Genomic DNA, 21559 nt, shown 5'->3' on the forward strand with positions numbered 1-21559 from the left:
GTTGGCCTTACCTGGGCGCCGCGGCAGGGCGGGCTTTACGTGGCGGAAATCATCCGGCATCGTCCGTAGGGATCGATGTTTGCCGATATCAACGGGGAGACACCATGAAAGCTCTCGTCACCGCCCTGCTACTCGTCACCGCCGGCCTCACGGTCGGGCAACCGGCCTCGGCCGCCCCGGCCTGCCGCGGGCAGATCCAGCCCAACCCGGGTTTCGAGCGGGGCACAACCGGCTGGACCGCGGGCCCGCGCATCGTGGTGCTCGGCGCGGCGCACACCGGGCGCGCCTACGCGGCCCTCGGCGGTCTGGACGTCACCCACAGCGACCTGCTCCGGACCACCGTCACCGTTCCGGCCGACTGCACCCTCACGGTCAGTTTCTGGGTGCGGGCGACGACCACCGAGACGATGCGCGGGGACTACCTGAACGTCGGCTTCTCGGTCACCGGGGTGCCGCCCAAGACCTACTACAGCTTCGCGTACGACCACCCGGCGTCCTGGACCCAGCACACCAGCCCCGTGTCGGCGGCGGCGACCGAGCGAACCGCTTCGGTGAGCTTCTACGCCGGCGAGACCGAGGGCGGTGGGTCCACGGCCTTCGACGTCGACGACGTGACGTTCACGTTGAGCTGACCTGGGCCTTTCCGGGCTGCGATGCTCGGGAGGTGCGTTTTTGCCGTACGGTCCGCGGCGCGGCGATCGCAGTGATCGCCGCGCTGACGGCCGGGTGTGGTGACGAGGCACCCGCTCCGGCCTGGGTCGCCGGTTCGCCCTCGGTGCGGCCGGCGCCCTCGCTGCTGCCGGCGCCGTCGTCACCCGGGGTGCGGAGCCTGGGGGAGCCGTGGAGCTTCTGGCGGTCGAGCACGCAGCCCGCCCCGTCCTCGGCCCCGGCCCCCGCTCAGGTCAGTGCGGGCTGGGAGATCACCGTCTACTACACCGCGGTCGAGCGCTTCCACGACGGCGACCCGGAACAGGTCACCGGCTGCCTCAAACTCGACTGCAAGAACGGCGGCGACGACCTCGGCACCTATCCGGGCGACTTCGTGCAGGCGGTGCACGACGAGGGAACCGGGCACACCACCGCCGGGAAATACCTGAACTGGTCGTACGACATCGGCTACTGGCTCGACACCGAACCGCGCAGCGCCGACGGGAAGGCGCTCACCCCGTTCGTGTCGTCGGCCGCCGATCCGGACGTGCTGGCGTACGGGAGCCGCTTTGTCATCTCGAGTTGCGGCCGCCAGGAGGACGGGTCGAGCCCGCCCGCCGCGACCTGTGCCGCGCTGCGCCGGGCCTCGTGGCGGATCACCGACGAGTTCACACCCGGGCTCGGCGGCAGCCGCCACATCGACGCCTACATCGGCCCCGAGACCGGCCCCAACTTCACCGGCTCCGACTGGTACGTGACCTTCACCGGCGCCCGCCTGACACTTGGCTGACCACGTCGCGGCTTACTTTCAGCACCTCGTCGGGGTGGGTGAGCTGCACGTTGTGGTCGGCGCCGGGCCACGACACGATCGGCGCGCCCAGGGCGGCGGCAATACGTTCGTGCGCCCGCCGGATCGGCGCCTCCGGCTTCCGGTCGGCGGTCACCACCACGGCCGGCACCCGCGGCAGATCCTGCTCCCGGAACCCGGCCGCCAGCTCGTCCAGCCCGCTCGCGGCCCTCGCCAGCTGCGCGACGTCCATCTCTTTCATGCGTTCCCAGGCTTCCCGTACGTCGGGACGGGTCGCCTGACGCAGGTGCTTGTTGACCCCGGTGGCGGCGATGAGCGTCGGGACGGCCCGGCCGAGCACCGGGAGGCGGTGCAGGGCCTCGACCGTACGCATCGTCTTCGCGATCTGCCGGCACCGGGCGACGTCGTTGACCGGCGACGCGTCGAGCAGCACCAGGCCGGCCACGTCGTCCGGGTGATCGCGCGCGAGCAGCAGCGCCACCGCGCCGCCCAGGCTCTGCCCGATCACCACCACCGGGCCGAGCCCGACTTCGGCGATCGTGGCGTGCAGATCGCTCGTGGCCCCGGCCAGGGTCGGGACCCGGTCGTACTCGATCACCCGCGCGCCCGGCTCGGCGATCAGTCCCTCGGCCAGGCCCGGGAAGAACCCCTCGACCGCAGCCGCACCGCCCGGGAGCAGGAGGACGGCGGGTCCGGTCTCACCGCGTACGCGAAGCATCGCTCCAGCCTATTCACTCGTCTTCCACTCGGCCTGCCTAGCGTTCGGCCCGGACCGACATCGAGGGGGCAGGACATGGCCGAGTTCACGACCGGGGACGGCACGCGGATCTTCTTCAAGGACTGGGGGACCGGGCAGCCGATCGTCTTCAGCCACGGCTGGCCGCTGTCGGCCGACGACTGGGACGCGCAGATGCTGTTCTTCCTGCAGCACGGCTACCGCGTGATCGCGCACGACCGCCGCGGGCACGGGCGCTCGGCCCAGGTCGGCGAGGGCAACGACATGAACCACTACGCGGACGACCTGGCCGCGCTGGCCGACCACCTCGACCTGCGCGACGCCGTGCACGTCGGGCACTCCGCGGGTGGCGGCGAGGTGGCCCGCTACCTCGGGCGCCACGGCGAGGACCGGGTGGCCAAGGCGGTGCTGATCAGCGCGGTGACCCCGTCGGTGCTGCGCACGGACGCCAACCCGGCCGGCGTACCGGCGGAAGCCTTCGCCGGCATGCACGGCGGGGTGGCCGCCCACCGCGCCGACTTCTTCCGGGCGCTGCCGTCCGGGCCGTTCTATAACTTCGACCAGCCCGGTGTAGAACCGTCGGAAGCGATCATCGAGAACTGGTGGCGTCAGGCGATGATGGGCGGCGCGAAAGGCCAGTACGACTGCGTCACCGCCTTCGTCGACGAGGACTACTCGGAAGACCTCCGCAAAATCACCGTCCCGGTCCTGGTCATGCACGGCACGGCCGACCAGATCGTCCCGTACGGCACGGCGGCGCCCCGCGCGATCGAACTGCTCAAGAACGGCGTGCTGAAGACCTACGAGGGTTTCCCGCACGGCATGCCCACCACCCAGGCCGACACGATCAACGCGGACGTGCTGGCCTTCATCCGCTCCTGACGCGACGCGGCTTGACACATCGGGGCTGACGTCTGCCCGAGCCCGGCGGCGTGGTCATTGGGGGCCGGCGGTTGCTTGGCTCGGGCGGCGTGGTCACTGAGGGCTGAGGCCCGTGACGGTCAGGGCCAGCAGCCGGTGCGCGCCGGCCGGGTCGTGCTCGGTGGCCAGGGCGATGCCGGTGACCAGGTCGAGCAGGTCGGTGATGGTCACACCGGCGGCCAATGCGGGCGCGGCCCGTCGCACCAGGGGGCGACCGGCCTCGGCCAGGCTCGCGACGGCGCCATGTTCGTGCGCGTCGCCGGGGCCGGTCGAGCGGTCGCGTTTGAGGGCCTCGGCCAGGCCGCGCGTCTCGGCGGCGACCGTCAGCACGTCGCCGAGCCATGCGAGCAGAGCGGCGCGGTTGTCCTCTCGAGCATCGGCCAGGGCCTGCGCCCGTACGGTCAAATGGTCGATCTGCTTTCGGAACACCGCCTCGAGCAGCGCGTGCCGCGTCGGGAAGTGCCGGCGCACGGTGCCCGACCCGACCCCGGCCGTCCGCCCGATCTGCTCGAGCGACGCGTCGGGCCCCTGCTCGGCGACCGCCCGCTCGGCCACGGCCAGCAGCAGCGCGTAGTTGCGGCGGGCGTCGGCACGCTGACCGGTCATCGCGTCACCTCGGCGTCGGCGAAATGGCGGGGGCCGCCATATCCTAGCGCCGGACGGTCCTCACACGATGGCCGGGTTGAGGCGGGCGAAGCCTTCCTGGCGCTGGTAGGGGAAGTACGGGTAGGGCGCGGTGCGGGTGCTGGCCGCGTCCAGGCGGGCGATCTGGTCGGGGGTCAGGGACCAGCCGGCGGCGCCCAGGTTCTGGCGCAGTTGTTCCTCGTTGCGGGCGCCGATGATGACGGTGGCGACAGTGGGGCGCTGCAGCAGCCAGTTGACGGCGATCTGCGGGATCGCCTGGCCGGTCTCGTGGGCCAGCTCGTCGAGCACGTCGACGACGGTGAACAGTTGCTGGTCGTCCACCGGTGGGCCGAAGTCGGCGGTGGCGTGCAGACGGCTGCCCGGTGGCAGGGGAGTGCCGCGGCGGATCCTGCCGGTCAGGCGTCCCCAGCCGAGCGGGCTCCACACCATCGCGCCGACGCCCTGGTCGCGGCCGAGCGGCATCAGCTCCCACTCGTAGTCGCGGCCGACCAGTGAGTAGTAGACCTGGTGGGCCACGTAGCGGCGGCGGTGCTCGCGGTCGGCGGTGGCGAGCGACTTCATCAGCTGCCAGCCGGCGAAGTTGGAGGCGCCGAGATAGCGGATCTTGCCCGCGGTCACCAGGTCGTCCAGCGTGGACACGACCTCGTCGACCGGGGTCGCGGCGTCGAAGGCGTGCAGCTGGAACAGGTCGAGGTAGTCGGTGCCGAGGCGGCGCAGCGCGGCCTCGACCGAGCGGATCAGGCGGGAGCGCGAGGTGCCGAGGTCGTCCGGGCCGTCGCCGATGGGCAGGCCCGCCTTGGTCGACAGCAGCACGGCGTCGCGGCGGCCCTTGATCGCCTGCCCGAGCACCTCCTCCGACGCGCCGCCGGAATAGACGTCGGCGGTGTCGAACATGGTCACGCCCGCGTCCAGGCAGATGTCGATCAGGCGCCGGGCCTCCCGCGCGTCGGTCGTACCCCAGTGGCCGAAGAGCGGCCCGTCGCCCCCGAAGGTGCCCGCCCCGAAGCTCAGGGCCGGCACGGTCAGCCCCGACGTCCCCAGTCGCCGATACTCCATCGCCACTCCTTTTTTAATGGAACCATGGTTCCGTTAAGATGCGGACTACGATAGCAGCGAGGAGCACTTAACGAGACTGGAGACCCGTTATGACGGTCGGCACAGTGCGGCCCGGTGGGCGGACCGCCCGGGTCCGGGCCGCAGTTCTGCAGGCCGCGGGCGATGCGCTGGTCGAGGACGGCTTCGACAAACTCGACCTGGCCGAGATCGCGCGGCGGGCCGGCGTCGGCAAGACCACGGTCTACCGCCGCTGGGGCACGGTCGCGGCCCTGGTCGCCGACATGCTCGACGACATGGCCGACCAGTCGACCCCGCGCGCCGACACCGGTTCGCTGATCGGCGACCTGCGCGCCAACGCCCACCTGGTGCTGCGCACGCTGACCGACCCGAGGCAGGGCGCACTCTTCCGCGCGATCATCGTCGCCGCTGCCTGCGACGCCCGCACAGCCACGGCGTTGCGGACCTTTTATGCCGTACGCATCGCCGAGTGGGCCCCCTGCGTAGAGCAGGCGATCTCGCGGGGCGAACTACCCGCGGGCACCGACGCCACCGAGGTGATCCGCGCGGTGTCGGCCCCGCTCTACTACCGCCTGATGATCAGCCAGGAGCCCCTCGACCCCACCGCAGCCGACCGGGCCGCCGAGGCCGCCGCCGCAGCCGCCCGCGCCGGCGCTTACGCGCAGACCGGTTGACCGGCCGGCTCCACACCGCCGTGGCGATGACTTGCCGCGTTCGCGTGCGCGACCGGCTGCACCGGGGCTGCGCCGCTCATGCGCGGAAGGCCGACTGGTGACGGCGTTGGCCGGATGATTGCGAAGAGGCGGACCGGATGCCGTTGGCCGACGACGAGATACGCGCACGTATGGGCCCGCTCGAGGTGAAGTCGATCGTCGGTGGCGGTCTCGAGGACAAGCGCTGGACCCGCGCGATCGAGTCGATGCACGGGCCGCTGACGGAGTTCCCGGGTATCTCCGACGTGCCCTTCAACGTGACGGTCACCTTCTTGGTCCCCGGGGAAGTGTGGGGTCCGAAGTTCTCCGGCATCCGCATCGGAACGTTCCTCGGCGACTACCGGTCGCTGGTTGTGCAGGTCGCCCTTCCGGCGCACCCCGAGAACGATGCCCGGGCGGAGCTCCTCGATCTCGTCGACGCGGCCATCGCGAGAGCCGAGGGTTGGGGTAGGCGGAAGAAGCTCCTGGACGGCGGCTTGGCCGAGGCACGAAAGGCGGCCGACCGCCTGCGAAAGAGCGAGTAGCGCCCGACCGCGAGATCGCCCAGCGGGGCTATCCCGTCTCGGCGGGCGAGCAGCAGCCGTCCGCGCAGGCAGTCCCGGGCCGTTCGGCGCCGACCGGGACAACGCCGACCGGGACAACGCCGACCGCAACCGGGCGGGACGCGACGGCCGGGGTGCAGCAGGTGTCGCCCCGCCACGCCTCGCGGCCCTCCTTGACCGCGACCACCGCGATGGCCAGTGCGGCCAGCGGATCGGCCCACCACCAGCCGAACAACGAGTTCACCGCGAGCCCGGCCAGCAGCACCGCCGACAGGTAGGTGCACAGCAGCGTCTGTTTGGAGTCGGCGACCGCGGAGGCCGAGCCCAGTTCGCGGCCGGTTCGGCGTTGGGCCGCTGACAGGCCCGGCATCACCAGCAGCGACACCGCTGCCAGCACCAGGCCGACCGGTGCGTGTGAAGCCCGCTCGCCGGTCACCAGGGAACGGATCGATTCGACCGACACGTAGGCCGCGAGCGCGAAGAACGACAACGCGATGATGCGCAGCGCGGTCCGCTCCCGGCGCTCGTGGTCGGGGCCGGAGAACTGCCACGCCACCGCCGCGGCCGACGACACCTCGATGATCGAGTCGAGCCCGAACCCGACCAGCGCCGTCGACGACGCGACCGTGCCCGCCGTGATCGCGATGACCGCCTCGACGACGTTGTACGTGATGGTCGCCGCGACCAGCCAGCGCACCCGTCGCATCAGGACAGCCTGTCGGCCGGGGGCCGGCGCGACCATCAGCAGCACTCCGCGTCGGGGGAGGAGGCGGAGACCGGGCACGCCGCCGGGTCGACCGCCAGCACCAGGCCGAGCAGGTCGCCCAGGGCGTGCGCGAGCCGGGCGTCGGCCAGCTCGTACCGGCTGCGCCTTCCCTCGGGCACGGCCACGACCAGGCCGCATCCGCGCAGGCAGGCCAGATGGTTGGACAGGTTCTGCCGGGTCGTGCCGAGAAGATCGGCCAGTTCGGCCGGATAACCGGGTCCGTCGCGCAGGGCGAGCAGCAACCTGGCCCGTACGGGATCAGAAATCGCATGCCCGAAGCGGGCCAGCACCTGACCGTGCGTCAACGTCTCCACGCTGACGACAGTACAGCGTCGAATGTACTAACGGAATCAGGTCGTCGCGGCGAATCTCTGCACGAGCTCGGTGCTTCCGGCCACCACCAGTTCGGCGTGCTCGGGCACCACGGTTTCCGGCGCGGCGAACCGGAAGTCGGTCCCAGAGGTCTTGATGCCGACCACGGTGACGCCGTGTTGGGTGCGCAACGCCAGCTCGGCCAGGGTGCGGCCGGCCGCGTTGTGCGGGGCCCTCGTGCGGGCGATCGCGAAACCGTCCTCCAGCTCGAAGAAGTCGAGCATCCGGGTCGCCATCAGGTGGGCCACCCGCTCGCCCATGGTGGCCTCGGGATAGATGACGTGGTGGGCGCCGACCGAGCGCAGGATCCGCCCGTGCTTGGCCGAGACCGCCTTGGCCCAGATCTCGCGCAGTCCCAGCTCGCTGAGCGTGAGAACGGTGAGCACGCTGGCCTCGATGTCGCTGCCGATGCCGACGACGGCCCGGGAGAACTCCTTGATGCCGATCTGCAGCAGCGCGTCCTCGTCGGTGGCGTCGGCCTGCACCACGTGGGTCAGCTTGTCCGACCACTGCTGCACCAGGTGTTCGCTCTCGTCGACGCCGAGCACCTCGTGGCCGAGCTGCAGCAGCGAGTCGGCCACCTGGCCGCCGAACCGGCCCAGGCCGATGACGACGATGTTCTCGTCCTTGGCGATGTCCTTCTCAGCCAACGATGGGTCGCTCCTCCGGGTAGCGGTACAGCCGATGGCGGGTGTTGAGGGCCAGCGCGGACGCGACGGCGACGGTCCCGACGCGGCCGATGAACATCATCGCACTGAGGACGAGCTGGCCGCCCTCGTGCAGTTCGGCGGTGAGCCCGGTGGTCAGCCCGGACGTGCTGAACGCGGACATCACCTCGAACAGCGCGCGGTCGGTGGTGACGCCGGAGGTGATGCCGAGCAGGACGAGCGTGCCGGTGGCGACGACGGCCACGCCGAGCAGGGCGACCGCGGTGGCCTGGCGCTGCGTGGCTTCGGCGATCCGGCGGCGCCCGATGACGACGTCGCGTTCGCCGCGCACCTCGGTCCAGATCACGTACGCGAGCAGGAAGAACGTCGTCACCTTGATGCCGCCGGCCGTGCTGGCGCTGCCGCCGCCGATGAACATCAGCCCGATCATGATGGCCGAGGTGTCCTCGTTCATCGCGCCGTAGTCGACCGTGTTGAACCCGCCCGACCGCGGGATGGTGCCTTGCACAAAGGCGGCGAGGATCTTTCCCGGTACGCCGAGGGGGCCGAGCGTTCCGGAATTGCGCCACTCGAGAGCGAGTACGGCCACGAACCCGACGGCCAGCAACACGAGCGAGCCGCCGACGGTGAGCCGCGTGTGGGTCGTCCAGGCGGCCGGCCGGCGCGACTGGCGGCCGATCTCGTGCAGGACGGGCACGCCGATGCCCCCGACGATCACCCCGAGGGTCAGCGGGACGCAGATCCACCAGTCGCTGACGAAGGTGCTCAGCCCGGTGCCGCGCAGCGAGAAGCCGCAGTTGTTGAACGCCTGCACGGCGTTGAACACGCCCTCCCACGCCGCCGCGCCCAGTGGGACGTCGTAGGTGACCCGTAGTCGTACGGTGAAGATCGCCGCGATCACCATCTCGGTGGCGAACATGACCGCCGCGGCCAGGATGACCACCTGCCGGACCTCGCCGTGGGCCAGCCCGGAGTTCGTCTCGGCCCCGGTCATCATCCGGCCGCGCAACCCGAGCCGTTGCGAGACGATCAGGCCGGCCAGGGTGGCCAGCGTGGTGATCCCGAATCCGCCGGCCTGGGTCATCACGGCCAGCAGCACGTGCCCGAAATCGGACCAGTAGGTGGACGTGTCGACGACGGTCATGCCCGAGGTGGTGATGGCCGAGGTCGCGGTGAAGAACGCGGTCAGCAGCGACGCCGACCCGCTCCCGGCCCGCGACACCGGCAGCAGCAGGAGCACCGTGCCGACGGCGATCGCGCCCAGGAACGCCACCACGACGGTCCGGGCCGGATGCGGGCGGGCCGGACGCATCCCGCAGTTATACCGCACCAATGATCATGCCCGGCGCGGGTACCGTCGATGAATGGTGCAGCGTCAGGTCCCGAAGCCGGCCGAGATCTTCGAGCTCATGCGGTTCAAGAAGCCTCAGCTCAACGGCCGCACGCGCCGGCTCGAGGCGGCGCTCACCATCGAAGACCTGCGCCTCGTCGCCAAGCGCCGGACGCCGCGGGCCGCCTTCGACTACACCGACGGCGCCGCCGAGGACGAGTTGTCGCTGGCCCGGGCCCGGCAGGCGTTCCGCGACATCGAGTTCCACCCGTCCGTGCTGCGTGACGTCGCGAAGGTCGACACCTCGGTGACGGTGTTCGGCGGCCGCTCGGCGTTGCCGTTCGGCATCGCGCCGACCGGGTTCACCCGGCTCATGCAGACCGAGGGCGAGGTGGCCGGGGCCGGTGCCGCGGCCGCCGCCGGCATCCCGTTCTGCCTGTCCACGCTCGGCACCACCAGCATCGAGACGGTCAAGGAGGTCAACCCGGCCGGCCGCAACTGGTTCCAGCTGTACGTGATGCGGCAGCGCGAGATCTCGTACGCGCTGGTCGAACGCGCCGCCAAGGCCGGCTTCGACACCCTCTTCTTCACCGTCGACACCCCGATCGCCGGGGCACGGCTCCGCGACAAGCGCAACGGCTTCTCGATCCCGCCGCAGCTGAGCCTGCGGACGATCGCCAACGCCGTGCCCCGCCCCTGGTGGTGGTACGACTTCCTGACCACCCCGAAGCTCGAGTTCGCCTCGCTGTCGTCCACCGGCGGCACGGTCGGCGAACTGCTCGACGCGGCCATGGACCCGACGATCAGCTACGAAGATCTGCGGATCATCCGGGAGATGTGGCCCGGCAAGCTGGCGGTCAAGGGCGTGCAGACCGTCGACGACGCCAGGAAGCTGGCCGGCCTCGGCGTCGACGGCATCGTCCTGTCCAACCACGGCGGCCGCCAGCTCGACCGCGCCCCGATCCCGTTCCACCTGCTGCCCAAGGTGGTGCGCGAGGTCGGCGCCGACGTCGAGGTCATGGTCGACACCGGCATCATGCACGGCGCCGACATCGTCGCCTGCATGGCTCTGGGGGCCCGGTTCACCCAGATCGGGCGCGCCTACCTGTACGGGCTGATGGCCGGCGGTCGCCCGGGCGTCGACCGGACCATCGAGATCCTGACCGAGCAGATCGTCCGTACGATGAAACTGCTCGGCGCCCACACGATCGACGAGCTGACGCCGGCGCACGTGACCCAGCTCCGGCGCCTGCTCCCGATCGACTGAAACTGATCAGCGTGGCCAGCGCTCCCGCGCCGACGGCAGGGCCGGAAGTGCAGCGGCCGGAGCGTTCTGATACCAGTACGCGGTGGTCGAGATGTCGTCCTGCCGTTCGAACAGCCCGTGGTCCCACGCGCCGATCTGCTGCAGCGTCACCCGCAGCCGCTCGTCGAAGTAGATCGGGTCGGGCACGTGGAACCGGTAGAGCCCGTGCATCGGCGCGGTCGGCGTCGAGAACGGCGACGCCTTGGTCGTGTCCGCGATCGACCGGTACGGGTAGCCGAAGTAGGGCGCGCTGAACGTCTGGACGACGGGTTCCGGGGAAGCGCGCAGTTCGTCCTGGAACGCCCACGCTCCGCCCGCGTAGTCCTCGAGACCCGTGCTGCACAGCGTCGGAAAGTCGGAGTCGCCGTCGACGTAGAACTTGACCTCGCCCTCACCCCACCAGAAGCGGGTCAGCGACGCGAGCGCCACATACGTACCGAGGTAGACGCCGCTGCCCTCGACCCCGTCCAGGATGACGTGGTCCTCACCCAGCGCAGTGGTGCCGTTGGACCGCCGCCACTGCGCGTGGAAGTAGCCGGCGTCCGCCTCCACCGGACCGGTCGTGTAGTCGATCTGGAAGAAGATGTGCTCGAGGTCGCCCGGGTGCTGGCTCTCCAGGGTGATCCGGGCGCCGGTGCGGAACGGCATCGGGATGTACGAGTTCATCCCGCCGGTCGGCGCGACCACGATCGGCACCGACGTGACGAGAGCCCGCGTCGCGAACCCGTTGCAGAAGAAGTCACCCAGCGGCACCTCGACCGACGGCGTGTCCGAGCCGTCCCAATAGGCGCGCAGCACCAGGTCGCGCAGGACAAAAGGCCCGGCTTCCGTACGGTCGGCCACCGTGATCCAGATGTGCCGGATGACGCCGGGCCCCTCGATGTCGGCCAGGGTCAGCGTCTCACCGGCCGGCAGCGGCAGATACGCCGTGCCCTTGCGCCCGGGGCCGAGCGGGGACGCGGTCCGCGCGCCCAGACCGGGGGCGCCGGTCGGGTTCTCGGCGTTGATCGACCGGCTGCGGACGCCGGGCATGAGGGTGCTCCACGAGTTGAACAAGGGGGGTCCTTACTTGATCGAGCCGGCGGTGACGCCGTGGCTCAGGGTGCGCTGGAAGATCAGGAAGAAGACGAGCGTCGGCAGCAGCGACAGCAGCGAGCCGGCGTTCAAAGTGGTGATGTCGATCGAGTGCTGACCACGCAGCGTGGACAGGGCGATCGGCACGGTCTGTGACGACGCGTCGGAGAGCAGCACGACCGGGATGTAGAACTCGTTCCACGTCCAGATGAAGAAGAAGACCACCAGCACCGAGAGGGTGGGCCGCAGCACGGGCAGGATGATCTTCCACAGGATCGTCCACCGGCCGGCGCCGTCGATCCCGGCCGCGTCCAGCAGCTCCTTCGGGACGGTGCTCATCACGCTCGACAACAGATACGTGCCGAAGGCGGCCTGCAGCACGGTGAAGATGATGATCACCGACCACACCGTGTTGAACGTGCCGGTCTCCTGGGCGCCGTAGAACAGCGGGTAGATCAGGGCTTCGTGCGGCACCATCGTGGCCAGCAGCAGGACGGCCAGGATGACCGCGCTGCCTTTGACCCGGCCGATGCCGATCGCGTACGCACTGATCAACGCGAGCCCGGTGCCGGCGAAGGCGACCACGGTCGAGATGAGGATCGAGTTCCACAGGGCGCGCGGAAAGTCGACCATCGACATGTAGTCGCGGAAGGCGTCCAGCGTGAACGATTTCGGCCACGCGACCGGGCCGCCCGACGAGTAGTCCGCGCCCGACTTGAACGCGTTGAGCACGAGCAGCAGGAACGGCGCCAGCATGACCACGGCGAACACCGCGCACAGGCCGAGAACGAGCCACTGCATCGGCGTACGGGAAACGCGGTTTTGACGTGCGGCCGCAGCCGGGGGCGCGGTTGGCGCGGACATCAGGCGCTCCTTTCCGAGCGGCGCTGCCAGATCAGCATCACCGCGGCCACCGCAAAGATCACCAGGGACATCACGGTCGCGATGGTCGAGCCGTACCCGACCTGGGAGAGCTCGAAGAAGTTCCGGTACGCGTAGTAGGACGGCACCACGGTCGAGCCCTCGGGCCCGCCCCCGGTCAGGATCAGGATCGGCGCGAACACCTTGAGAGCGCCCACGGTCGCGGTCAGCACCACGATGAACAGCTCGGGCCGGATCTGCGGGATCGTGATCGCCGCGAACTGCCGCCACCAGCCGGCCCCGTCGAGCTCGGCCGCCTCGTAGAGCTCGGGGTCGACCCGGGACAGCGCCGCGATGAAGATGACCACCGGATAGCCGATCTGCAGCCAGACCAGCATCAGCATCACCGAGTAGAGCGCCAGGTCGGGATTGCCCAGCCAGTCCGGGGGATCGGCGACCCCGACCTTCTGCAGGAACGTGTTGATCGAGCCGTTGCCGCTGTCCAGCACCCAGCTCCAGATGAAGCCGGCCACCGCGATCGGCAGGATCTGCGGCAGGTAGTACGTGGCCCGCAGGAACGCCGCGATCCGGCTGCCGAACCGCTTGCCGATGTAGTCGTAGAGCACCGCCGCGAGCAGGATGCCGATCATCGTCGGGATCACCACGATCGCGATGATCATGAAGATCGAGTTGCGGAACGACATCCAGAAGTTCTCGTCGTGCAGCAGCGCGTCGTAGTTGCCGAGCCCCTCCCAGCGGAAGGGGGCCATGCCGCCCTTCCACCGGAAGAAGCTGAACACCACGTTGACCACGAACGGGATCAACACGATGGCGGTGAAGCCGATCAGGATCGGCAGCAGGTAGAGCCACCAGCCCCTTTTGTTGCGCATTGCTACTTGCCCTTACCGTCGTCGTAGAACTTCTGCAGCGTGTCGATGTACTGGTCGGCCGTCTCGTTCTTGTTGCTCATGGCCTGCATGTGCTGCTGGATGAAGTCGAGGAAGCCGGGCACCGGGTAGTCCGGGTAGAAGGTCAGCGTGTCGGCCTGCACCAGCTCGTTGAACCGCTCGGTGAACTTCTTGGTGATCGGGTCGGTGATCACGCTCGCGTCACCGGCCAGCGGGAGTCCGCCGAGCTTGCCGATCTCGTTCTGCACCTCGGGGCTCAGCGTGGTGTCGATCCACTCGTACGCGAGTTCCTTGTTCGACGCCTTGGCCGGCACGCCCCACAGGTGGCCCGAGGAGCCCATCGTCATGTTCGCGCCCGGCATCGTGAAGTAGTCCCAGTCGAACTTGGCGTCCTTGCGGATCCGCGCGAACTCACCGTTGTTCCAGATCAGCATGGCCGCCTTGCCGCTCAGGAAGTTGACCGTGGCCTGCTCGAACGAGAGCCCGCCGAGCTTGTCGCCGACGTAGCCCTTGTCGATCCACTCCTGGAACTTCCTGGTGCCGTCGCCCCACGGCGCCGCCTTGAAGTCGACCGGCTGGCGCACGAACATGAAGTCGTCGATCTGCTGCCGGCTGGCCTGGGCCGAGACGAGCGAGTACCAGACCCACATCTGGTTGAAGCCCTGGCTGGTCGCGGCCGAGCTGGAGATCGGGATGATCTTCGCGGCGATCAGCTTGTCCATCGCGGCCTCGAACTCGGCCTGCGTGGTCGGCAGCGTGGTGATGCCGGCCTTCGTGAACAGCTCCTTGTTGTAGTAGAACATCACGTACTCGCCGATGTTCGGGATGCCGTACCACTCGCCGTCGCCCGCGTAGCCGTCCTCGCTGTACTTCGCGAACGCCGACATCGCGCCGGTGACCTTCTTGTCCCACCCGTACTTGGTGACCTGCTCGGTCAGCGGCTCGAGCAGCCCCTGGGCGGCGAGCTGACCACCGTCGGCGTTGCCCTTGTTGAACTCGACCACGTCCGGCACGTCGTTCCCGGAGAGCGTGATCTTGGCGTTCTGGCGGGCCGCGTCGAAGCTGGTCTGCTCGAACTTGACCTCGACGTCCGGGTGCTTCTGCTTGAAGATCTCCAGGGCCTTCTGCCAGCCCTGGCCCTGAGCGCTGGTCGGGTTCTCGTACTGGACGATCCGGAGGGTCTTGCCGTCACCGCTGCCGCCGTCGTCTCCGCCGCCGCAGCCGAACGTGGCGAGGGCGAGCGCGGCCACGCCGAGGAGCGCGCCGGCCTTGCGTAGTGTTGTCACAGAGATACCTCATTCTCGGGCAAAAGGGGTGTCCATCAACGTCAAAGGCTGTGTTTTCCCGTACGGGATCTCTAGCTGGGGCGTGTCACCGACGTGCGCTCGACGAGCGGGCACGGCATCAGGCAGTTCTTCGGGGCCGGATCGTCCGCGCCGCGCAGCCGGGCGATGGCCTGCCGGGCGGCCCACGCCCCCATAGCGGAGTGCGGCAGCTGCACGGTGGTCAGACCGGGCAGCAGGCTGTCGGCCACGAACTGCTGGTTGTCGAACCCGACGACCGACACGTCCTCGGGGATCCGCAGGCCGAGCCGGTGGGCGGCCTGATAGAGGCTGAACGCGAGCTGGTCGGAGAAGCAGAACACGGCGGTCGGCCGGTCCGGGCGGCTCAGCAGACGCTCGGCCGGTTCGCGGCCGGCCACCGTGCTGGGTTCGGCCGCCACCACGATCAGCTGGGGGTCGACCGGGATGCCGGCCTCGGTCAGCGCGCGCTGATAACCGGTCAGGCGCAGCTCGCGAGCCACGAAGACCGGGGTCTCGATGGTCAGGAAGGCGATCCGGCGGTGGCCGGCGTCGATCAGGTGACGGGTCGCGGCGTACGCGCCACCGGTCTCGTCCGGCACGACCCAGTCGACCCTGAGGGTGGGGTCCTTGGGACGGCCGTCGAGCAGCACGGTCGGGATCGGGGTGGACACCGGCGGCAGCTCCATCTCGCGGTGGAACTTCGAGGCGAGGATGAGCCCCTCGACGTGCCGCTGCAGCAGCGCCGTCGTGGCCGGGCGTTCCAGGTTGCGGTCGCCCGCGGTGTCGATGAGCAGCAGCAGGAAGCCCTCCTCCCACGCCGCGACCTGCGCTCCGGCCAACATCTCGCCGGCGAAGGGTATGGTCGCGACCTGGTCCGAGAGCAGCCCCAGGGTGTGTGTCTGCCGCGTCTTGAGGCCCCGCGCGAGCAGGTTGGACGCATAGCCCATCTCCTCGGCGGCGCGGCGGATGCGGTCGGCGATCTCGGGCTTGATGCGCCCCGAGTCACGGTCGTTGAGCACGAGAGAGACGCTGGAGATCGACACCCCGACTTCCCGGGCGATGTCCTTGAGCGTGATCATTTGCGCCGTCCTCCGTGCTACCCATAACGTGTGTCAAACGTTTGATGTGAAGCTAGGCACGTCAAACGTTTGACGCAACGGCGTAACGCAACCGTGATCTCCGGAGACCACCACCCGAAACGTCGATCGGCGGCCGTTGCATGGTGAGCCAAGCTATGCGTAGTGTGAAGTAACGCTACTCATTATGGAGGCCGCCGTGAGCCGGAGAGCCGAGATCGCCACCCGAGCCGCCCTGATCGGCATGGGTCTGTTCACCGCGGTGCCCGTGATCGCCGTGGTCCAGCCGGGCCAGCTCGAATCGAGCTACGGCGTCACCGACCCCGCGCCCATGGTGCTGACGCTGCTCCAGCATCGCGGCGTCTTTCAGTTGCTGGCCGGGCTGGCCCTGATCTGGGCCGCGTTCCGTCCTGCGGTACGGGTCCCGGTCGCCATCGGGGTGATCGTGGCCAAGAGCTCCGCCCTGCTGCTCACCGTCACCCGTCCCGAGGCGCAGGCCCTGGTCAGCACGCCGATCCAGGTGTTCGACGTGGCCTGCATCGCCCTGCTGGCCCTGATCGCGGGTGCGGCCCTGATCCCGGTCCGCCGCCCGGCCCCGAACCCGGCCGCGCCGTGATGCTCTCTACTATCAGCCCGGTCGGGGCATCGAGCGGGGGAGGGGAACAGCAGCGTGCGCATGGGGGAACTCAGCGAGCGGTCCGGGGTGGCCATCCCGACGATTCGCTTCTACCAGCGTGAGGGGCTGCTCCCGGCGGGCCGGCTGACCAGCCCCAACCAGGCCGTCTACGACGAATCGCACGTACGGCGGCTGGGTCTGATCCGGGCCATGGTCGAGGTCGGTGAGATGCCGATCGCCGCGGTGGGCGCCCTGTTCAAGCGGCTGCGGGAGAAGGACGCGGACGAATACGTGACGTTGGGGCTGACCCAGTACGCGCTGGTCCGTGAACCGGAACAGCCGGCCGACGAGAGCGCGGTCGACGAACTGCTGTCCGAGTTGGGCTGGGAGGTCCGGGCTCACCATCCGGCGCGGGCCGCTCTGGCGTCGACCATCGCCACCCTGCATCGGCTGGGGCGTCCGGAGCTGGTCGCGCTGCTGCGTCCGTACGCGCTGGCCGCCCACGAACTGGCCGAGCGCGAGGTCCCGATGCTGGTGAACGACGACGATCTGGACGAGAAGGCCGAGACGGTCGTGCTGATCAACGTGCTGGGCGACGCGATGCTGGGTGCCCTGCGCAAACTGGCCCAGGAAGACGTGACCACCCGCGCCCGGTCATGAAGATCGTCGAGCTGACGGGCCGGCGGTCAGGGTGAACCGCTTGCCGGGGTTCGGGCCGGGAGTGGCGGTGATCCGCAGCGGCCGGGCCGGCGTGGCCGGGCTGACGATCAGACGGCGGACCAGCATGGCCATCGTCGCCACCGACAGCACCTCGGTCATGCCGGCGCCCAGGCACGTGTGGCTGCCGACCGAGAACGGCGCGTACACCGAGGCCTTGCGCGCCGAGCCGAAATCGCGGTCGATGTCGAAGCGCTCGGGGTTGGGGAAATGCTCGGGCAGTTGGTGTGGAACCGAGGTGGCGACCAGCACCCGCCGGCCCTGAGCGATGTGGAAGCCTTCGAAGTCGAAGCCGGTCACCGCCGTACGGGCGGAACCCGGCGCGGGCGGATAGACGCGCAACGTCTCCAGGGCCAGCCCCTGCAGGGCGGGCATCCGGCGCAGACGGTCGAACGTCAGCGGCCCGTCGTTCGCCTCGGCGGTGACCCGCGCCAGCACGCCGGGGTGGGCGGACAGCGCGTACAACATGAAGCTGTACAGGTAGGCCAGCGTGTTGATGCCCGCGAAGTAGCCCTGCAACGCCATCCCCGCCCGTACGTCCATCGGGTAGGGCTCGCCGTGCTCGTCGACCGCGGCCAGCGCCCGGTCGAGCAGATCGGGGGCACGGCCGGTGGGATGGGTGGCGCGGTGATCGAGCGCCTCGCGGGCGAACGCGAGAATCGAGGCGCGCGCCCGGCGGTAGGCGGGCCACTGCAGCGTCGCCCGCGGCCACTTGCCGGCGATGGTGACGTCGAGAACCAGCTCGAACGCCGACCGCAACGTCTCGAACCGCTCGGCCGAACTCGCCCCGGTCAGCGCGATCGACAACTGGGCGGCGGCCAGGCGCTGACACCGGTCGACCACCCGCACCGTTCCCGGCCACGTGTCGAACTGCCGCTCCGTCTCGGCGGCGACGTCGTCCCAGCGCGCGGCCAGCAGATCGCGGGACAACCCCGACCCGAGAACCTTGCGCAGATGCCGGTGCGGCCGCCCGCGCAACACGTGCACCCGCATCCCGAACTCGGAGTTCAGCCCGCCGAAACTCTCCTCGCTCGTGAACACCTCGTCGCCGCGCTCGAGCAGAAACCGGTTGGCCCGCTCCCCGGCCATGATGACGAACGACTGGTTGAGCGCCCGCACCCGATAGACCGGCCCCATCTCACGATAGGTGTCCACGAAGAACTGCTGGACATCCCCCATCATCCGAAGAGCGTTTCCCAGTACGGGAATCCCGGGCGCAGCGGGCGGCGGAGTCATCCCTCCAGTCTGGACCGCGGGCGCGCCCCGATCCAGGCCCTGTCTTCGTCTGCCGGGCGGTGCCAGGCAGCGCCGGACTGTGCCGGGTGCTCGCTATTCGAGCCAGGTCACGGGGCCGGTGCGGTCGGGGGAGAGCCGGTCGCGGGCCTCGGGACGGTCGTGTGGTCCGCGGCCGATGACGTCAGTGCCGGCCGGCGTGACCAGGGACTTGTCGAAGGTGAGCACGACCAGTTCGCGGTCGTCGCTCAGGTGTGTCACGCGCCAGCGACTGGTCAGCAGGCCGAGCAGACCGTTGCCACGCCACGTGAAGACGCCGCTCGCCGGGTCGAGCCGGTCGACGCCGGTGATGCGGCGGGTCGCCCCGGACCGGGTCTGATAGCTGACGACGTCGCGCAAGGCGAGGGCCGGGGCGGGCATGACCTCGTACGAGAAAATGGGGTGAAGCCGCCGCCCGGAAAGCCACATCGGAAACGTGGTGGCGAGCACCCGCCATTGCCCGGGCAGGGTTTCGCGCAGCAGATCTTCATCCAACACCGCTTGCTTGTACGCCGTACGCGTCCCCAAGGTCAAATTACCAAGGCTAGGTTCCTAGGATGCTTAAGGCATGGTGGGCGGTGCCCTACGCGTTGCGTGGACGGCGAAGGTGCTTGCAGCTGTCTCGGTGCGGGCTGAGCGAGGCACTAGCCTGCGGTGGTGGGCGGAACCGAGTTGGACGAGTTGATCGTGGTGGATGGGGCGGCTCTGCGGGCGTGGCTGGTGGACAACCATGCGGTGTCGCCGGGGGTGTGGCTGGCCCTGGGACGCAAGGGCGGTTCGGTGACCACGCTGACCTGGCAGCAGGCGGTCGACGAGGCGTTGTGTTTCGGGTGGATCGACGGGCAGGCGCGTAAGCGGGACGACGAGAGTTCGTGGCGGCGGCTCACCCCGCGCCGGGCTCGCAGCGTCTGGTCGCAGCGCAACGTCGACAATGTGGCCCGGCTCGAGGCGGCCGGGCTGATGATGCCGGCCGGGCACGCCGCGGTGGACGCCGCCAAGGCCGACGGGCGATGGACGGCCGCCTACAAACCGCCTTCGGAGATGGAAGTGCCGGCCGATCTGCTGGCCGCGGTCGCCGCGGAACCGGCGGCGCAGGCGATGTTCGACGTGCTCACCAGGGCCAACATCTTCGCGCTGATCTACCGGGTCAACGGGGTCAAACGGGCCGAGACCCGAGCCCGCAAGATCACCGAGATCGTGGCGATGCTGGCCCGGCACGAGACGCTCCATCCGCAGAAGGCCCGCCCCTGATTCAGCCGTAGCGCTCGGTGAGCGCACGACCGATCGAGGCCAGCTTTTCCCGTACGCCGGCCGGGCCGGTCACCTGGAGCCATGCGATGTATCCGGCGACTTCGACGGCGAGCGTGTACTCGTCGTAGCCGCGGATCACGACCTCGTTGCGACCGTCGGCCGTGACGGTGCCGACCACGAGCCGGTCGCCGAGCGCCATCCGGAGCGGGCCGATCGCGTCGGGCACACACAGCGCCTGGGCCTCCAGCGGGGTCCGGCGGCGTTCGACCTCGTCGGCGATCTCCCGCCAGCTCGCGGCCAGGTCGAAGTCGGCCGGCCGGTGCACGGGATCGCCGGTCCGGTCGGCTGACGACACGCGGTCGACCCGGAAGGTCCGCAAGCCGGCGTCGGTGCAGGCGACGAGATACCACGACGAGCCTTTGGCGACGATGCCCAGTGGGTGGACGGTTCGCGCGGTCTCGGCGCCCCGGCCGTCGACGTAGCCGAGCCGCACCTGGATGCCGCGGATCACCGCGTCCTGGAGTTCGTCGAGAAAGCGCGGCGGCCGATGCTCGACGGGCCCCGAACCCCATCGTTGCGGATCCGTCACCAGCGATGACGCCGCCGCCTCGGCCTGCACGCGGAAAGGCTCAGGCAGCGCCCGTACGAGTTTGCGCAGCGCTGCTTTCACGGCCGGTGTGGCGGCCGAGGCCGGTCCGGCCACCAGGAACAGGGCGCGGGCCTCGCTCGCGGTCAACCCGGAGAGGTCGGTGCGGGCGCCGCCCATGAGCCGCCAGCCGCCACCCCGGCCCTGCAGCGAATACACCGGCACGCCGGCCATGGCCAGGGCGTCGAGGTCGCGGCGGGCGGTGCGTTCGGAGATCTCCAGTTCGCGGGCGACCTCGACGGCGGTCACCTGTTCGCGCCGTTGCAGCAGAAGGAGGATGGCCATCAGACGGTCGGCTCGCATGCCGACCAGAATGCCGGGAAAACCGGTCAGGAGATGACCGGTTCTGGTCGGCACGATGGCGCCATGACCAACGAATTTCCCGAACCCGAGATCCTCTCCGTCAACGGTGTCGAGCTCGAAGTCTTCGAAGCCGGACAGCACAACGCCGGACGGCCGATCGTGCTCTGTCACGGCTGGCCGGAGCACGCCTACTCCTGGCGTCACCAGGTGCCCGCCCTGGTCGCCGCCGGCTATCACGTGATCGTCCCGAACCAGCGGGGCTACGGACGGTCGTCGCGTCCGGCCGACGTGACCGCGTACGACATCGGGAATCTGTCGGGTGATCTCGTCGGGCTGCTCGATCACTACGGGTACTCCGACGCCACGTTCGTCGGGCACGACTGGGGTGCGTTCGTCGTCTGGGGACTGACCCTGCTGCACCCGGACCGGGTCAACCGGGTGATCAATCTGAGCCTGCCCTATCAGGAGCGGGGCGAGAAGCCGTGGATCGAGTTGATGGAAGAGGTGCTCGGCGGCGACTTCTACTTCGTCCACTTCAACCGGCAGCCGGGCGTCGCCGACGCGGTGCTGGACGGGAACACGTCCCGCTTCCTGCGCAATCTGTACCGCAGGAACGTGCCGCCCGCGCCGCCCGAGCCCATCAGCCTGGCCACGGCCGAGCCGGCGCCGGGTGAGCCGTTGATGAGCGACGAGGAGCTGGCGGTTTTCATCGCCGCCTTCGAGGAGTCGGGGTTCACGGGCGGCATCAACTGGTATCGGAACCTGGACCGCAACTGGCACCGGCTGGCCGGGGTGGACCCGATCATCCACCAGCCCACCCTGATGATCTACGGCGACCGGGACGCGGTGCGGCCGTCCGAGCGACTGGCCGACTTCGTGCCGAACGTGGAAGTCGTCAGCCTGGACTGCGGTCACTGGATCCAGCAGGAGAAGCCCGAGGAAACGAACCAGGCGATCCTGAAGTGGCTCGACCAGCAGTAAGCCGCAGGGGACGGCCGTGTG

At 69.7% G+C, this 21559-nt stretch carries 25 protein-coding genes; 10 read left to right on the plus strand and 15 right to left on the minus strand.

The genetic code is table 11. The annotated features are described in order from the left end of the window. The first annotated feature begins 104 nt into the window (after positions 1 to 104). Both KOI35_RS09445 and KOI35_RS09450 read left to right on the plus strand, forming a co-directional pair. Positions 105 to 632 (plus strand): hypothetical protein, encoded by a 528-nt coding sequence (locus KOI35_RS09445; RefSeq protein WP_215785709.1) that lies wholly within the window; start codon positions 105 to 107, stop codon positions 630 to 632. A 32-nt stretch (positions 633 to 664) separates the two neighbouring features. Further along, positions 665 to 1438, plus strand: coding sequence for an RlpA-like double-psi beta-barrel domain-containing protein (locus KOI35_RS09450; RefSeq protein ID WP_215785710.1), 774 nt, complete (start codon positions 665 to 667; stop codon positions 1436 to 1438). Here the strand turns inward: KOI35_RS09450 and KOI35_RS09455 are convergent. After that, positions 1410 to 2174: an alpha/beta fold hydrolase gene (locus tag KOI35_RS09455; protein WP_215785711.1), complete on the minus strand. Its 765-nt coding sequence runs from the start codon at positions 2172 to 2174 to the stop codon at positions 1410 to 1412. The genes KOI35_RS09450 and KOI35_RS09455 overlap by 29 nt on opposite strands. Before the next feature lie 75 nt (positions 2175 to 2249). Between KOI35_RS09455 and KOI35_RS09460 the strand changes: the two genes are divergently transcribed. Beyond that, positions 2250 to 3074 (plus strand): alpha/beta fold hydrolase, encoded by an 825-nt coding sequence (locus tag KOI35_RS09460; protein ID WP_215785712.1) that lies wholly within the window; start codon positions 2250 to 2252, stop codon positions 3072 to 3074. Between the two features lie 93 nt (positions 3075 to 3167). Here KOI35_RS09460 and KOI35_RS09465 read toward each other — a convergent pair whose 3' ends face one another. Both KOI35_RS09465 and KOI35_RS09470 read right to left on the minus strand, forming a co-directional pair. Next, positions 3168 to 3719 carry a TetR/AcrR family transcriptional regulator gene (locus KOI35_RS09465; RefSeq protein WP_215785713.1) on the minus strand — a complete coding sequence of 184 codons (552 nt, stop codon included), beginning with the start codon at positions 3717 to 3719 and terminating at the stop codon, positions 3168 to 3170. A gap of 60 nt (positions 3720 to 3779) precedes the next feature. Further along, positions 3780 to 4814, minus strand: a complete 1035-nt coding sequence (locus KOI35_RS09470) for an aldo/keto reductase (protein ID WP_215785714.1) — start codon at positions 4812 to 4814, stop codon at positions 3780 to 3782. 89 nt (positions 4815 to 4903) lie between these two features. Between KOI35_RS09470 and KOI35_RS09475 the strand changes: the two genes are divergently transcribed. Together KOI35_RS09475 and KOI35_RS09480 are read left to right on the plus strand one after the other, a co-directional pair. Next, complete coding sequence (locus KOI35_RS09475) at positions 4904 to 5506, plus strand: TetR/AcrR family transcriptional regulator (protein ID WP_215785715.1); 603 nt, start codon at positions 4904 to 4906, stop codon at positions 5504 to 5506. A 143-nt stretch (positions 5507 to 5649) separates the two neighbouring features. Next, on the plus strand, positions 5650 to 6069 hold the full coding sequence (locus tag KOI35_RS09480; RefSeq protein WP_215785716.1) for a hypothetical protein: 420 nt from the start codon (positions 5650 to 5652) through the stop codon (positions 6067 to 6069). Between the two features lie 28 nt (positions 6070 to 6097). Here KOI35_RS09480 and KOI35_RS09485 read toward each other — a convergent pair whose 3' ends face one another. Genes KOI35_RS09485 through KOI35_RS09500 form a run of 4 tightly spaced genes read right to left on the minus strand, consistent with a single transcriptional unit; the run spans position 6098 to position 9205 of the window. Then, positions 6098 to 6829: a cation efflux transmembrane domain-containing protein gene (locus KOI35_RS09485; protein ID WP_215785717.1), complete on the minus strand. Its 732-nt coding sequence runs from the start codon at positions 6827 to 6829 to the stop codon at positions 6098 to 6100. After that, positions 6829 to 7167 (minus strand): ArsR/SmtB family transcription factor, encoded by a 339-nt coding sequence (locus tag KOI35_RS09490; RefSeq protein ID WP_215785718.1) that lies wholly within the window; start codon positions 7165 to 7167, stop codon positions 6829 to 6831. The genes KOI35_RS09485 and KOI35_RS09490 overlap by 1 nt, the downstream gene beginning before the upstream one ends. A gap of 36 nt (positions 7168 to 7203) precedes the next feature. Continuing rightward, the gene (locus KOI35_RS09495; RefSeq protein WP_246612860.1) at positions 7204 to 7875 is read right to left on the minus strand and encodes a potassium channel family protein; all 672 of its coding nucleotides are present in this window, start codon (positions 7873 to 7875) and stop codon (positions 7204 to 7206) included. Further along, the gene (locus tag KOI35_RS09500; RefSeq protein ID WP_215785719.1) at positions 7868 to 9205 is read right to left on the minus strand and encodes a TrkH family potassium uptake protein; all 1338 of its coding nucleotides are present in this window, start codon (positions 9203 to 9205) and stop codon (positions 7868 to 7870) included. Before KOI35_RS09500 ends, KOI35_RS09495 begins: the two co-directional genes overlap by 8 nt. Positions 9206 to 9257: 52 nt before the next feature. Between KOI35_RS09500 and KOI35_RS09505 the strand changes: the two genes are divergently transcribed. Further along, positions 9258 to 10490: an alpha-hydroxy acid oxidase gene (locus tag KOI35_RS09505; protein ID WP_215785720.1), complete on the plus strand. Its 1233-nt coding sequence runs from the start codon at positions 9258 to 9260 to the stop codon at positions 10488 to 10490. A gap of 6 nt (positions 10491 to 10496) precedes the next feature. Here KOI35_RS09505 and KOI35_RS09510 read toward each other — a convergent pair whose 3' ends face one another. The 5 genes from KOI35_RS09510 to KOI35_RS09530 form a co-directional block, all read right to left on the minus strand. After that, entirely contained in the window at positions 10497 to 11585 is a 1089-nt protein-coding gene (locus tag KOI35_RS09510; protein ID WP_215785721.1) for a glycoside hydrolase family 172 protein, read from the minus strand. Between the two features lie 9 nt (positions 11586 to 11594). Continuing rightward, a complete protein-coding gene (locus KOI35_RS09515; protein ID WP_215785722.1) occupies positions 11595 to 12467 on the minus strand; it encodes a carbohydrate ABC transporter permease in 873 nt (290 codons plus the stop codon). Beyond that, positions 12467 to 13354: a carbohydrate ABC transporter permease gene (locus KOI35_RS09520; RefSeq protein WP_215785723.1), complete on the minus strand. Its 888-nt coding sequence runs from the start codon at positions 13352 to 13354 to the stop codon at positions 12467 to 12469. The genes KOI35_RS09515 and KOI35_RS09520 overlap by 1 nt, the downstream gene beginning before the upstream one ends. Before the next feature lie 2 nt (positions 13355 to 13356). Beyond that, positions 13357 to 14658, minus strand: a complete 1302-nt coding sequence (locus KOI35_RS09525; RefSeq protein WP_215785724.1) for an ABC transporter substrate-binding protein — start codon at positions 14656 to 14658, stop codon at positions 13357 to 13359. A gap of 71 nt (positions 14659 to 14729) precedes the next feature. Further along, positions 14730 to 15755 (minus strand): LacI family DNA-binding transcriptional regulator, encoded by a 1026-nt coding sequence (locus KOI35_RS09530; protein ID WP_215785725.1) that lies wholly within the window; start codon positions 15753 to 15755, stop codon positions 14730 to 14732. Positions 15756 to 15951: 196 nt separating this feature from the next. On the opposite strand from KOI35_RS09530, the gene KOI35_RS09535 reads away from it, so the two are divergent. Both KOI35_RS09535 and KOI35_RS09540 read left to right on the plus strand, forming a co-directional pair. Then, entirely contained in the window at positions 15952 to 16368 is a 417-nt protein-coding gene (locus tag KOI35_RS09535; RefSeq protein WP_215785726.1) for a hypothetical protein, read from the plus strand. Positions 16369 to 16428: 60 nt separating this feature from the next. Beyond that, positions 16429 to 17028, plus strand: coding sequence for a MerR family transcriptional regulator (locus tag KOI35_RS09540; protein WP_215785727.1), 600 nt, complete (start codon positions 16429 to 16431; stop codon positions 17026 to 17028). Here KOI35_RS09540 and KOI35_RS09545 read toward each other — a convergent pair. Both KOI35_RS09545 and KOI35_RS09550 read right to left on the minus strand, forming a co-directional pair. Then, positions 17023 to 18267: a cytochrome P450 gene (locus tag KOI35_RS09545; RefSeq protein WP_215785728.1), complete on the minus strand. Its 1245-nt coding sequence runs from the start codon at positions 18265 to 18267 to the stop codon at positions 17023 to 17025. The genes KOI35_RS09540 and KOI35_RS09545 overlap by 6 nt on opposite strands. Before the next feature lie 147 nt (positions 18268 to 18414). After that, a complete protein-coding gene (locus KOI35_RS09550; protein ID WP_215785729.1) occupies positions 18415 to 18855 on the minus strand; it encodes a hypothetical protein in 441 nt (146 codons plus the stop codon). A 159-nt stretch (positions 18856 to 19014) separates the two neighbouring features. On the opposite strand from KOI35_RS09550, the gene KOI35_RS09555 reads away from it, so the two are divergent. Further along, on the plus strand, positions 19015 to 19608 hold the full coding sequence (locus tag KOI35_RS09555) for a YdeI/OmpD-associated family protein (RefSeq protein WP_215785730.1): 594 nt from the start codon (positions 19015 to 19017) through the stop codon (positions 19606 to 19608). 1 nt (position 19609) lies between these two features. On the opposite strand, the gene KOI35_RS09560 is transcribed toward KOI35_RS09555, so the two are convergent. Next, complete coding sequence (locus KOI35_RS09560) at positions 19610 to 20557, minus strand: helix-turn-helix transcriptional regulator (RefSeq protein WP_246612861.1); 948 nt, start codon at positions 20555 to 20557, stop codon at positions 19610 to 19612. Positions 20558 to 20620: 63 nt separating this feature from the next. On the opposite strand from KOI35_RS09560, the gene KOI35_RS09565 reads away from it, so the two are divergent. Further along, positions 20621 to 21538 (plus strand): alpha/beta fold hydrolase, encoded by a 918-nt coding sequence (locus KOI35_RS09565; RefSeq protein WP_246612862.1) that lies wholly within the window; start codon positions 20621 to 20623, stop codon positions 21536 to 21538. Positions 21539 to 21559 lie beyond the last annotated feature (21 nt).

This window comes from Paractinoplanes bogorensis (assembly GCF_018829635.1).
Lineage (GTDB): Bacteria > Actinomycetota > Actinomycetes > Mycobacteriales > Micromonosporaceae > Actinoplanes > Actinoplanes bogorensis.